Source organism: Aeromonas sp. Y318-1 (assembly GCF_027706125.1).
In the GTDB taxonomy this organism is placed as follows: Bacteria; Pseudomonadota; Gammaproteobacteria; order Enterobacterales; family Aeromonadaceae; genus Aeromonas; species Aeromonas hydrophila.
The window spans coordinates 41,978-54,271 of sequence record NZ_JAPDCM010000020.1 but is presented as its reverse complement, the minus strand read 5'-3'; the positions used below and the strand labels follow the sequence as shown (position 1 = coordinate 54,271).

The following is a 12,294-nucleotide window of genomic DNA, read 5'->3' as shown; positions in this document are numbered from 1 at the left end:
CAGCATCAATCCAGCAGACTGTCTCCTCATTTCAATCCTTGCTTACAGACTTTCACCACTATGAATCTGACTGAATTAAAGAACACTCCTGTGTCCGAGCTGGTACAGCTTGGCGAATCCATGGGGTTGGAAAATCTGGCTCGGGCGCACAAGAAAGACATTATTTTCGCGATCCTCAAGGCGCACGCCAAGGGTGGCGAGGATATCTTTGGCGACGGTGTGCTGGAAATCCTGACCGATGGTTTCGGCTTCCTGCGTAGTGCAGACGGCTCCTACCTGGCCGGCCCGGACGACATCTATGTCTCCCCGAGCCAGATCCGCCGTTTCAACCTGCGTACCGGCGATACCATCTCCGGCAAGATCCGGCCGCCGAAAGAGGGCGAACGCTACTTCGCGCTGCTCAAGGTCAACGAGGTCAACTACGACCGTCCGGAAAACTCCCGCAACAAGATTCTGTTTGAAAACCTCACTCCGCTGCACGCCAACGAGCGTCTGCGCATGGAGCGTGGCAACGGTTCCACCGAAGACATCACCGCCCGCGTACTGGATCTGGCTTCCCCGATCGGTAAAGGCCAGCGCGGCCTCATCGTCGCACCGCCCAAGGCCGGTAAGACCATGCTGCTGCAGAACATCGCCCAGAGCATCGCCTACAACCACCCTGACTGCGAACTGATCGTCCTGCTGATCGACGAGCGTCCGGAAGAAGTGACCGAGATGCAGCGCATGGTGAAGGGTGAAGTGATCGCCTCCACCTTCGACGAGCCGGCTTCCCGTCACGTTCAGGTCGCCGAAATGGTGATCGAGAAGGCCAAGCGCCTGGTCGAGCACAAGAAGGACGTGGTGATCCTGCTGGACTCCATCACCCGTCTGGCCCGTGCCTACAACACCGTCATCCCGTCATCCGGCAAGGTACTGACCGGTGGTGTGGACGCCAACGCCCTGCACCGCCCGAAGCGCTTCTTCGGTGCCGCGCGCAATGTTGAAGAGGGCGGCAGCCTGACCATCATCGCCACCGCGCTGATCGATACCGGCTCTAAGATGGATGAAGTCATCTACGAAGAGTTCAAGGGTACCGGCAACATGGAACTGCACCTGTCGCGCAAGATTGCCGAGAAGCGCGTCTACCCGGCCATCGACATCACTCGCTCCGGCACCCGCAAGGAAGAGCTGCTGACCACCGGCGACGAGCTGCAGAAGATGTGGATCCTGCGCAAGATTGTGCACCCGATGGGCGAGATCGACGGCATCGAGTTCCTGATCGACAAGTTGGCCATGACCAAGACCAACGATGAGTTCTTCGACGCCATGCGGCGCCAGCAGAAGTAACCGACTCGAAAATCATCAAACCGCGGCCCAGGTCGCGGTTTTTGTTTATCTATTTTACGGTCGCCTGAGTAGTATGAAACCTCGATGTCACAAGGATAGGGACGTCATGAAGCATGTACTCCTGATATTGCTGAGCTGGTTGCTGGTGCTGCCGGTCGGGGCTGCCGAGACGCAGCCGCCCCGGGCTGCACTGGTGGCCGACGAGGGGCTGCAGGGTCACCTCGACTATCTGACCGGCCGGCTGCAGCTGGGGCAGTTTGCCGCCATCGACACCCTGCTGGACTCCCTGGCCGTGGGGCAGCGGGAGTATCTGTTGTGCCAGCTGCTGGCCACCCTCAATAGCCAGCCCAGGGCCACCACTCCACAACTGCTGGCCTGGGTGCGTGCCCAGTCGTTCAAGGCCCCCAGCTGGTTGGTGGAAAAAGAGGTGGACGGCTTTCTGGTGCAGCAACCCGCCTACGACTTTGCCGCCGCCGCGCGGCAGGTGTTGAGCCGCTGGCAGCAGCAGGCCTGGCAGGACAACTATCGCCAGCAGCTGGAAGAGGGCACGTTCGAGTTCAAGCAGATCTACAACAGCCGCAATCCCGATCTGGCCCAGCAGCAGCAGGCGCTGCTGACCGTACTCGATCGGCAGCCACTTCCGCTCCTGCAGCGGGAGGCGCACACGCTGGCCGCCATGAGCATCTTCCTGCCCGACAACCGGCTGCTGCGGCTGCTGGCCGAGCGTACCGGTGACAGCGCCCTCTATCAGAAGCTGTGGCATCAACCGGTGGATCACGACAGCGTGGCCGCGCTCGCCAGCGTGGGCCGTTTTCATCAGGGCCAGGCGGCCAGCGATCTGCTGATTGCCGCCAGTCGCAATGCCCGTCTCAAGCTGCCCGCTCTGCAGCAACTCAGTCAACTTTCGCCGCTGCCAGACACGGCCCAGCAGTTCCTGCTGGCGGAGCTGGGCAATCGCCAATACAGCGGTCAGGTGGCCAGCCTGCTGCTGCAGATGGACGAGCCCAGGCTGCTGGCCCAGCTTGCCGATCGGCTGACCCGGCAGGAAAAGCGCCATGCAAGTCCGGTGATGCTGCCCGATTCGGGTACACCCGCCGCCCGCCCAGGGTTATAATGCGGCATCGCCTGAACACAGGGTACCTGCATGAAATACAAGGATTTGCGTGATTTCATCGCGCAGCTGGAACAAAGCGGACAACTCAAGCGCATCAGTCGCGAGATAGACCCCTATCTGGAGATGACCGAGATCAGCGACCGCACCCTGCGGGCGGGCGGGCCTGCCCTGCTGTTCGAAAATCCAAAGGGTTATGCCATGCCGGTGCTGACCAACCTGTTCGGCACCCCGGACCGGGTCGCCATGGGCATGGGCCAGCCCAATGTGGCCGCCCTGCGCCAGGTGGGGATCTGGCTCTCCTACCTGAAGGAGCCGGAGCCGCCCCGTGGCTTCAAGGAGCTGATGGAGAAGCTGCCGATCTTCAAGCAGGTGCTCAACATGCCGACCAAACGGCTCTCCTCTGCCCCCTGTCAGCAGCGGGTGCTGGAGGGAGAGGCGGTCGATCTGGACCAGATCCCGATCCAGCACTGCTGGCCCGGCGACGTTGCCCCGCTGGTGACCTGGGGTCTGACCATCACCCGCGGCCCCTACAAGAAGCGGCAGAACCTCGGCATCTATCGCCAGCAGAAGATCGGCAAGAACAAGCTGATCATGCGCTGGCTGGATCACCGCGGCGGTGCCATCGATTTTCGCGAGTGGCAGGAGGCCCACCCGGGTGAGCGCTTCCCGGTGGTGGTGGCGCTCGGTGCCGATCCGGCGACCATCCTCGGCGCGGTGACGCCGGTGCCGGATACCCTCTCCGAATACGCCTTTGCCGGTCTGCTGCGCGGCAGCCGCACCGAGGTAGTAAAAGCCATCAGCTGCGATCTGGAGGTGCCCGCCAGCGCCGAGATCGTGCTGGAAGGCTATCTGGAGCCGGGCGAGATGGCTCCCGAAGGGCCTTATGGCGATCACACCGGCTACTACAACGAGGTGGACGAGTTCCCGGTGTTCACCATCACCCACATGACGATGCGCAAGGATGCCATCTATCACAGCACCTACACCGGCCGTCCGCCCGATGAGCCGGCGGTGCTCGGGGTGGCGCTCAACGAGGTGTTCGTGCCGCTGTTGCAGAAGCAGTTCCCCGAGATCGTGGACTTCTACCTGCCGCCGGAGGGGTGCTCCTACCGGATGGCGGTGGTGACCATCAAGAAGCGCTATCCTGGCCACGCCAAGCGGGTGATGCTGGGGGTCTGGTCCTTCCTGCGCCAGTTCATGTACACCAAGTTCGTGATCGTCTGTGACGACGACATCAATGCCCGCGACTGGAAGGACGTGATCTGGGCCATCACCACCCGGATGGACCCGGCCCGTGACACCACCCTGATCGAGCACACCCCGATCGACTACCTGGACTTCGCCTCGCCGGTCTCCGGGCTCGGCTCCAAGATGGGGCTGGACGCCACCAACAAGTGGCCGGGGGAGACCAATCGGGAGTGGGGCCAACCCATAGTCCAGGACGAGGCGGTGAAGCAGAAGATCGATGTCCTCTGGGACGAGCTGAACATTCTCGGCTGACGACCGGCGGCAGGCCCGACGGGCCGTGCCGCCTGGCCGGGATGCAAAAGATTGATGCCATTTGAGCTGAATTGGGTATGCTCGACTGACCTGACCACTTTGCTGGTCGCCAGTCCACAGTGAATCAAGAGCGAAAGCGGGCCGAGCGAGCCCGTCACAAGGATAAGAATGCAACGTATCAAGTGCCGCGTAGAGGAACTGCGCGAATATGTCGACACCATCTGGCACGTGGCCTTGACGCCACTGCAAGAGGTCAGCTTCAAGCCGGGCCAGTATCTGCTGGTGGTGATGAGCGATTCGGACAAGCGTCCCTTCTCCATCGCCAACTCGCCGACCCGTCCGGGCATGCTGGAGCTGCAGATCGGCGCCACCCCGGAAAACGCCTATGCCGGTCAGGTGCTGGCCCGCATGCGCGAGCAGGGGGAGATCGAGATTGAACTGGCTGCGGGCAAGGCCTTCCTGCGGGAGGAGTCACCCCGGCCGCTGATCCTGATGGCCGGTGGCACCGGCTTCTCCTATGCCCGTTCCATTCTGGAATACCTGATCGATACCGGCAGCAAGCGCCCGGTGTTCTTCTACTGGGGCGTGCGCCAGGCGCACTGGCTCTACGAGCAGGAGCAGATGCAGCAGTGGGAGCGCGACTACGCCCCGCTCACCTTCATCCCGGTGGTACAGGAGCCGGAAGCGGACTGGACCGGCAAGACCGGGCTGGTGCACAAGGCCATCATGGATGACTTCGTCAGCCTGCATGACTACGACATCTATGTCGCCGGTCGTTTCGAGATGGCAGGCGCGGCGCGGGAGGAGTTCAAGATCCTGGGTGCCGAGCCAGAGCGCATCTTCGGCGACGCCTACGAATTCATCTGAGTTCGGCATGAGGAGCGTGACCGAGGAGGCCTCGCTGAATCAGCCTGCTGCTTGCCTTGCGGCAGGCCAGAAACAACAAACCCCAGCCTGGCTGGGGTTTGCTTTATGGGCGACCTGCGTTATTCGCCCTTGGCGCCGAGCTGCTGCTCGAGCTGGGCCAGCTTGACCTCGAGCGCGGTCAGCTTCTCGCGGGTGCGCAGCAGCACCTTGGTCTGCACGTCAAACTCTTCGCGACTGACCAGGTCCAGCTTGCCCAGCTGGGACTGCAGCACCTGACGGATCTTCTTCTCCACCTCTTCACCCATGCTGCGAATGCCGGGCGGCAGGGAGTTGTGCACCTGTTTGGCGATCTCTTCCAGTTTCTTCGGGTCGATCATGTGGTTCTCCTTAAGCAATGCGCCATTCTACCGGCAATCGATCCGCTTTGCCGAGATCGAGGGTCGCTTTTTGCCAGCTGCCATACGGGCCGTCGCTGGTCGGGTCTGGTATTCGGGATGAAGCTGTTAACCTATCGAGTCCCGTTTCTATTCCAATTCCTTGATGCTGTACACAAAAAAAGCAGATCAGATGACCGACCAGAGGCTTAATAATTGTTGCGTTGCTGTTAAGATGTACCGGTCGGGTTCTCACCCAACTCAGTCAGCATTTCATGGATAACAACTAAAAAGAGATAAGGATATGAAAAAGAAGCTAATTTACGCCGCAGTTGTCAGTGCTATGCTGGCTGGCTGTGGTGGCAGTGACGATAACAAAGGCGACACCTCCAGCTATCTCGACTATCTGTTGACCGGTTCCAACGCCGTGCGCCCCAGTGCTCTGGCAGCCCGGGCCAGCGATGGCACCCTGAAATTCTCCACCGAAACGGCAGATCTCTCCAACCCGGTGTCGGCCATGTCGACCCTGGATGGCTGGTCCACGACCCAGGCTATCCAGATCGTGCCCGTGACCTCATCCGGCATCCAGGTGCAGGCCCCGGCCGCGGCGGAGTTTGCCGCCTCGGTCGCGCCGCTCTACCTGCTGGAGCTGAGCTTTGACAGCGCCGCCCTGCGCCCGAACGGCGTGAAGAAGGTGCTGACCTACGGGGTGGACTTCGTGGTGGCCGCTTCGGCCGGCAAACTGAACCTGGTGCCGCTCAAGCCGCTGAATCCCTCCTCCTACTACATGATCGTGGCCACCGACTCCCTCAAGGACAGCAGCGGCAACGCGGTCAAGGCCGGCAACGACTACGGCAACTACAAGAACAACGTCGGCAGCAATGCCCAGGAGCAGACCATCAACGGTCTGATCGCCCTGCAGGAAGGCCTGTTCAAGGCTGCCACCGGCGTCTCCACCGATCACGTCATCTTCTCCGACTGGTTCGGTACCCAGTCTGGTGCCGACGTGCTGGTGGCGGTGAAAGGGGCAGCGGCGTCCGTGCTGAAGAGCCCGACCCTGGATGCGGCCGCCCTGTGGAAGCAGGATGCCAAGGGCAACACCAGCCTGCCGGGCACCTATACCCTGAGCGTGACCGGCAGCAATGCCTTCCTGACCCAGCTGGACGCCGAGCAGTTCCTGCCGCAGGAGCAGAAAGATGCGATCGCCACCGCCTTCGGCCCCGGTGCTCCACTCAACCCGATTGCTCAAGCGACCAAGGTCTATACCGGTACCGTCAAGCTGCCTTACTTCCTCGCCTCACCGGCCACCGCCGGTTCCTGGGACAAGGCCAAGACCCAGTCCTGGCACGGCGCCATCCCCAGCCTGTACGCCATCGCCAATGCCCTGAAAGCGTCCGACAGCGAAGTGATCGCCGGGCTGGTGGGTGCGGGCGTGGACCCGGCCCTGCTGGCGACGCTGATTGCCGATCCGACCCGTCAGGCCGAGCTGCTGGCTGAGGCAAGCAAGCTGATCGGGGTGACCCTCACCTCCGGCGGCAAGCCGCTGGATGCCGAGCAGAACATCGGCCGCTTCAACCCGCTGCCCATGCTGGAAGAGGTGCAGTCGGTGCCGATGCGCATCTTCGCCAAGGATGCCCTCAACACCATCACCGACGTGATCATCTACCAGCACGGCGTGACCTCGGTGAAAGAGAACGCCTATGCACTGGCGCTGGGCCAGATCTATGCCGGTATGCAGGCAGGCAAGAAGGTGGCGCTGGTGGTGATCGATCACCCGCTGCACGGTGAGCGTGGCTTCGCCCTGAGCGGCAGCATGGCGACCGTGACCACCTCCGACAACCCGACCCCGTATCTGAACCTGAGCTACCTGACCGTGGCCCGCGACAACCTGAAACAGAGCGTGGCGGATCTGCTGGGCCTGCGTCTGGCGGTCGGTCTGGCCAATGCCAAGGGTGCCATCGGCACCGCCGGCAGCCTCAAGGTGCACTTCCTGGGCCACTCCCTGGGTGCCATCTCCGGTACCAACCTGCTGGCGGTTGCCAACCAGCCGATCGGCAATGCGCAGGCGGATGCTCTGTTCAAGTTCGACACCGGCGGCCTGGCCATGCCGGGTGGCGGCATCGCGCCGCTGCTGCTGAACTCGCCGACCTTCGGTCCGACCATCAAGATGGGCGTGCTGACCAGCGGCAGTGCCGAGCTGAAAGCGGGCTTCACCGCCTACGCGCCCAACTGCAAGACCGCGGTGCCTACCTGCTTCGTCAACGAGTTCCTGCCAAGCCTGAGCACCACCCAGCAGGCGGCGGCGGCCAGCACGTTGCAGAGCTACAGCTTCGCGGCCCAGTCGGTGCTGGATTCGGCTGACCCGATCAACCTCGGCCGCGGCATCCAGAGCAGCTTCCCGCTGTTCGCCACCGAGATCGTCGGCGATGGCGCGCTGAGCCTGTCTGACCAGGTGATCCCGAACAGCATCGCCTCCGCCCCGCTGGGTGGTACCGAGCCGCTGTTCAAGGTGCTGGCACTGCAGCCGCTGACCGCCACCGGTGCGGCCAGCCACAACGCGGCCCGCTTCGTGGCCGGTGGCCACAGCTCGCTGCTGGCGCCGGACGAGAACTTCGACCCGAGCGGCGATGTGACCACCGAGATGCAGTCCCAGTTCGCCAGCTTCTTCATGAGCGGCGGTACTGCGGTCAAGGTGACCAACGGTAGCCTGCTCAAGCAGTAAGCCAGTCGGCCAATAAAAACGCCGCCCCTCGGGGCGGCGTTTTGTTTTCCGGCATCGCACTTGTCGCCGGTTCAGATTGGCCTGGTTGGTGGCCGCTCTGGCTGGCAAGCTGATTGCTCACCTCGATGACCACTACCACTCAGGCGGGCTGATGGTGTCTGTCCAGCCAGCCCTGCAGCAGCCCGACCAGCAGACCGGCCAGGTGGGCCATGTTGGCGGTACGGGTGCCGAGCAGATCGAAGAAGCCGAGCGCCAGCCAGAACAGCATGAAGCCCATCAGCGCCGGTGGCAGGGTGAGGCCGCAGGCCGGCTGCAACTTGCTGCGCAGCCAGCAGTAGCCGAGCAGGGCATAGACCACCCCGGAGAGGCCGCCAAACAGCGGGCCGCTGGCGAAGAACTCGGCCAGGTTGGGCAGGGCGGCGCCTACCAGCAGCAGGATCAGCAGCTTGCCGCTGCCGAGCCGTTGTTCGATCTGGCCCCCCAGATACCACCACCACAGCAGGTTGAACACCAGGTGCAGCACCGAGAAGTGGATGAAGGCCGGGGTGAAGTAGCGCCACGCCTGCCAGTCGGTGAACTGGGCCAGGGTCGGGTGGAAGGCCAGCTCATCGAAGATCGGCAAGCCGATGGCATCGAGCCCGTAGATGGCCAGACAGGCGATGATCACCACCAGAGTCAGCGGCCCGGCCTGATGCAGGAAGTCGGTGACCGGGTCGGTCATCCCCTTGCTGTAGTCGATGCGGGCATCGGCCCGGCCGGATTGCCAGGAGGCTTCCATGTAGCGGGGGTGGGTCGGCTCGGCCAGGAAGCGTTTCACCTCCAGCTGGGCCTGGGCGAGGCGCTGTTCGTCTGCCAGCCAGACCGAGACGCCAAGCTCGGACTGGGTCAGTTCGCACGAGATGCCGAGGGTGGAGAGATAGTCCACCAGCGCCTGGGCCATGCGGGCATTGTCGAGCACCAGCAGCTGGATCATGCGTCGCCCGCCTGGATCGGGAACTCCCTGCGCCACGCCTCGAAGCCGCCATCCAGGCTGTAGACCTCATCGTACCCCTGTTGCAGCAGGTACTGGGCGGCGCCCTGGCTGCTGTTGCCGTGATAGCACATCACGATCACCGGGGTATCGAAGTCCACCTCGTTCATGAAACGCACCAGGGTGCCGTTGGTGAGGTGGAAGGCGCCGACCGCGTGGGCCGTCTCGAACGACTGGGGGTCGCGAATATCCACGAGGCGGGCTGCACCGGCGGCAAGCTTCTGGTGGGCATCATGGGCACTGATATGGGCAAACTGGTCCATTAACATGTCCTGCGAATAGGTGATTGAGGGTCAGTTTACCGCAAGCGGGGGCCGGCGCTAAGCCCGCAATGTGTCCGGTTATTGCCGTGACCGATCGCAATTTCCTTCAATACCGGGGGCGGGGTGCCGGCTAGGCTGGGGCACCTTTTGTTGCTACGAGCGTTATTCATGGAGACGAGTCTGCTGTTATCCATGGCCGGGTTTGCCCTGGCCATGTCCATCACCCCGGGGCCGGTCAATCTGGTCGCCCTCGGCAGCGGCGCCAGGCACGGCTTTGCGGCCAGCCTGCGCCATGTGGTCGGGGCCACCCTGGGGTTCATTCTGTTGCTGCTGTTGATGGGATTGGGGCTGGGCGCCACCCTGCTGCAGTGGCCGCTGGCGGCGGATGCACTGCGCTGGGCCGGGGTGATCTTTCTCGGCTGGATGGCCTGGCAGCTGCTGGTGGACAGCGGCCGGGTGGAGGGGGTCGACGGGGTGGCACCCTCCTTCTGGTACGGGGCACTGATGCAGTGGCTCAATCCCAAGGCCTGGCTCGCCGCCAGCATGGGGATGGGCGCCTATGGCAGTGCGGGCGGGGTGGGGCAGGTGGCCCTGTTCAGCGGCCTCTACCTGGTCATCTGTCTCGGCTCCATCGCTTGCTGGGCCTATGCCGGCAGTCGCCTGCAGGGGTTGCTGCTCGCGCCGCAGCGGCTGCGCTGGTTCAACCGGGCGATGGCGCTGTTGTTGCTGCTCTGCGCCGCCTATCTGGTGCGCTAGCTCTGCCGGATCAGCTGATTGCGGTAGTGACCCGGGGTTGCAGCGACCCGTCGTTTGAACTGGCGCTGGAAGTGGGCCTGATCGGCAAAACCGCTGGCCAACGCCACCTCCGCCAGCGGCTCTCCCCGCCTGAGCAGGGTGCGGGCATGGCGGATGCGCTGATCGAGCAGGTAGGCGTGGGGCGTCATGCCGTAATGGCGGCTGAAGCTGCGCACGAAGTGGGAGGGGGTGAGCCCGGCCACCACGCTCAATTGCGCGAGGGTGAGGGGGCTGCTGCAGTCGTCCTGCATCAGCTCGGCGGCCCGCTGCAGGTGCTGCGGCGGCCGATCGTCCCAGCTGGCCGGGGTGAGCCTGGCCAGCAGCTGGCGACTGAACTGGTGACAGGCCACCTCGCATGCGAGCGGCTCCGGCTCCTGCCACAACTGCTGATGGAGCCGGCACAGCTCCTGGTAGAGCAGGGGATCTCGGCTTGCGGTCATGTCGAAGGGACGAAACGCGTCGCCCAGCCCCGCCTCTTCCTGCTGGCGCTGTAGCCAGCCGGTGTCGAGGTAGAGCATCAGATAGGACCAGGGTTCATCCGCAATCGGGTTGCAGGCGTGCACCTCTTCCGGGTTCATCAGCACCAGGTGGCCGCGGCCGACCTCCTGCCGGCTGCGCTGGTTGAGGTAGTGGCTGTGGCCGCCGGTGATGGCGCCGATGGAGAAGTGGGGGTGGCTGTGCTTGTCATAGCAGACGCGGCGGCCATCCTGCACCGCCCGTGCCTCGATGAAAGGCAGGGCCGGATCGTGCCAGAAACTGTGGTGATCCGGCGCCGTGTCGGCCCTGCTCATGGGTCAGCCGCCGAGATAGGCCTGGCGGACGGCCGGGTTGGCCAACAGGGCCGCCCCGGTGTCCTGCAGTACCACGTGGCCGTTCTCCAGCACATAGCCGCGATCGGCCAGCTTGAGCGCCTGGTTGGCGTTCTGCTCCACCAGGAAGATGGTCATGCCGTCGCGGCGCAGCTGCTCTATGGTGTCGAAGATCTGCTGGATGACGATGGGGGCCAGCCCCAGCGAGGGTTCATCCAGCAGCAACAGGCGCGGTTTGCTCATCAGGGCGCGGCCGATGGCCAGCATCTGCTGCTCGCCGCCGGACATGGTGCCGGCGCGCTGCTCCAGGCGCTCGTGCAGGCGGGGGAACAGGGTGAAAATCTGATCCAGCAGACCGCGCTGCTCGGCCTTGTCGACGAAGAAGGCCCCCATCAGCAGGTTCTCCTCCACCGTCAGGCGAGCGAAGATGCGGCGCCCCTCCGGCACCACGGCGATGTCCTTGCGCATGATGCGGGCGGTGGAGAGCGAGTCTATCTGCTCTCCCTCGAACCAGATGGAGCCGCTGCTGGGCTTGGGTTCGCCGCACAGGGTCATCAGCAAGGTGGTCTTGCCGGCGCCGTTGGCACCGATCAGGGTGACGATTTCCCCCTCTTTTACCTGGACGCTGACGTCGTGCAGCGCCTGAATTTTGCCGTAGTGGGTCGATACGTTGCGAAGTTCTAACATCTTTTTGTCCTTACGACTCGCCCAGATAGGCCTTGATCACTGCCGGATTGCTGCGGATCTCGTCCGGCTTGCCGTGGGCCAGCGGGGTGCCCTGATTGACCACGAAGATGCGGTTGGAGATCTCCATCACCAGCTTCATGTCGTGCTCGATCAGCAGCACCGAGACCCCGAACTCGTCCCGCAGGTTGGAGATGAGCTCGTTCAGCTCGTCGGTCTCGTGGGGGTTGAGGCCGGCGGCCGGTTCGTCCAGCATCAGCAGCTCGGGCCGGGTCGCCATGCAGCGGGCAATCTCGAGCCGGCGCTGCTGGCCATAAGCCAGGTTGCCGGCGGCGCGGTTGGCGAGATCCTTGAGCCCCACCTTCTCCAGCCAGAAGGCGGACTGCTCCAGCCCCTCCCGCTCGGCACGGCGAAAGGCCGGGGTCTTGAACAGCCCGGCCAGAAAGCCGGTGTTGAGGTGCCTGTGCTGGGCCACCAGCAGGTTTTCCACCGCCGTCATGTCCTTGAACAGCCGCACGTGCTGAAAGGTGCGCACTATCCCCTTGCGGGCGATGAGGTGACCGGGCAGCCCCTGGATCTCCTCACCCTTGTAGCGGATGATGCCGCCGCTCGGGCGGTAGAAGCCGGTCAGGCAGTTGAAGACGGTGGTCTTGCCCGCCCCGTTGGGACCTATGATGGAGATCACCTCCCCCTTGTCCACGTCCAGCTTGACCCCGTTGACCGCCAGCAACCCTCCGAAGCGCATCGACAGATCAGAGACTTCCATTAACTTCTGATGAGTACTCATTTTCTCAGCTCCCGGGTCAGAGT

Annotated in this window: 12 protein-coding genes; 6 read left to right on the top strand and 6 right to left on the bottom strand. The window is 63.5% G+C overall.

Features of this window, described 5'->3' with window-relative positions:
- The first annotated feature begins 60 nt into the window (after positions 1 to 60).
- From rho to fre, 4 genes are all read left to right on the top strand, one after another.
- On the top strand, positions 61 to 1,326 hold the full coding sequence (rho, locus tag OKB87_RS21725; protein WP_005307308.1) for a transcription termination factor Rho: 1,266 nt from the start codon (positions 61 to 63) through the stop codon (positions 1,324 to 1,326).
- A 106-nt stretch (positions 1,327 to 1,432) separates the two neighbouring features.
- A complete protein-coding gene (locus OKB87_RS21720; RefSeq protein WP_270828508.1) occupies positions 1,433 to 2,440 on the top strand; it encodes a hypothetical protein in 1,008 nt (335 codons plus the stop codon).
- Between the two features lie 30 nt (positions 2,441 to 2,470).
- Entirely contained in the window at positions 2,471 to 3,940 is a 1,470-nt protein-coding gene (ubiD, locus tag OKB87_RS21715; protein WP_270828507.1) for a 4-hydroxy-3-polyprenylbenzoate decarboxylase, read from the top strand.
- A 168-nt stretch (positions 3,941 to 4,108) separates the two neighbouring features.
- Positions 4,109 to 4,807 carry an NAD(P)H-flavin reductase gene (gene fre, locus OKB87_RS21710; protein WP_016348960.1) on the top strand — a complete coding sequence of 233 codons (699 nt, stop codon included), beginning with the start codon at positions 4,109 to 4,111 and terminating at the stop codon, positions 4,805 to 4,807.
- A 119-nt stretch (positions 4,808 to 4,926) separates the two neighbouring features.
- On the opposite strand, the gene ubiK is transcribed toward fre, so the two are convergent.
- Positions 4,927 to 5,184, bottom strand: a complete 258-nt coding sequence (ubiK, locus tag OKB87_RS21705; protein WP_270828506.1) for a ubiquinone biosynthesis accessory factor UbiK — start codon at positions 5,182 to 5,184, stop codon at positions 4,927 to 4,929.
- Between the two features lie 301 nt (positions 5,185 to 5,485).
- Here ubiK and OKB87_RS21700 point away from each other — a divergent pair, with 301 nt between their 5' ends.
- On the top strand, positions 5,486 to 7,903 hold the full coding sequence (locus OKB87_RS21700; protein ID WP_270828505.1) for a VolA/Pla-1 family phospholipase: 2,418 nt from the start codon (positions 5,486 to 5,488) through the stop codon (positions 7,901 to 7,903).
- A gap of 139 nt (positions 7,904 to 8,042) precedes the next feature.
- Here OKB87_RS21700 and glpG read toward each other — a convergent pair whose 3' ends face one another.
- Positions 8,043 to 8,876 (bottom strand): rhomboid family intramembrane serine protease GlpG, encoded by an 834-nt coding sequence (glpG, locus tag OKB87_RS21695; RefSeq protein ID WP_011704134.1) that lies wholly within the window; start codon positions 8,874 to 8,876, stop codon positions 8,043 to 8,045.
- Positions 8,873 to 9,196, bottom strand: a complete 324-nt coding sequence (glpE, locus tag OKB87_RS21690; RefSeq protein ID WP_011704135.1) for a thiosulfate sulfurtransferase GlpE — start codon at positions 9,194 to 9,196, stop codon at positions 8,873 to 8,875. The genes glpG and glpE overlap by 4 nt, the downstream gene beginning before the upstream one ends.
- A 168-nt stretch (positions 9,197 to 9,364) precedes the next feature.
- Here glpE and OKB87_RS21685 point away from each other — a divergent pair, with 168 nt between their 5' ends.
- Positions 9,365 to 9,952 (top strand): LysE family translocator, encoded by a 588-nt coding sequence (locus tag OKB87_RS21685; RefSeq protein ID WP_029302601.1) that lies wholly within the window; start codon positions 9,365 to 9,367, stop codon positions 9,950 to 9,952.
- Here the strand turns inward: OKB87_RS21685 and OKB87_RS21680 are convergent.
- The 3 genes from OKB87_RS21680 to livG are packed head-to-tail and all read right to left on the bottom strand — an operon-like array spanning position 9,949 to position 12,271.
- Positions 9,949 to 10,782 carry an AraC family transcriptional regulator gene (locus tag OKB87_RS21680; protein ID WP_270828504.1) on the bottom strand — a complete coding sequence of 278 codons (834 nt, stop codon included), beginning with the start codon at positions 10,780 to 10,782 and terminating at the stop codon, positions 9,949 to 9,951. The genes OKB87_RS21685 and OKB87_RS21680 overlap by 4 nt on opposite strands.
- 3 nt (positions 10,783 to 10,785) lie before the next feature.
- Entirely contained in the window at positions 10,786 to 11,487 is a 702-nt protein-coding gene (locus OKB87_RS21675; protein ID WP_011704138.1) for an ABC transporter ATP-binding protein, read from the bottom strand.
- A gap of 10 nt (positions 11,488 to 11,497) precedes the next feature.
- Complete coding sequence (livG, locus tag OKB87_RS21670; RefSeq protein WP_024945484.1) at positions 11,498 to 12,271, bottom strand: high-affinity branched-chain amino acid ABC transporter ATP-binding protein LivG; 774 nt, start codon at positions 12,269 to 12,271, stop codon at positions 11,498 to 11,500.
- Between the last annotated feature and the right edge of the window lie 23 nt (positions 12,272 to 12,294).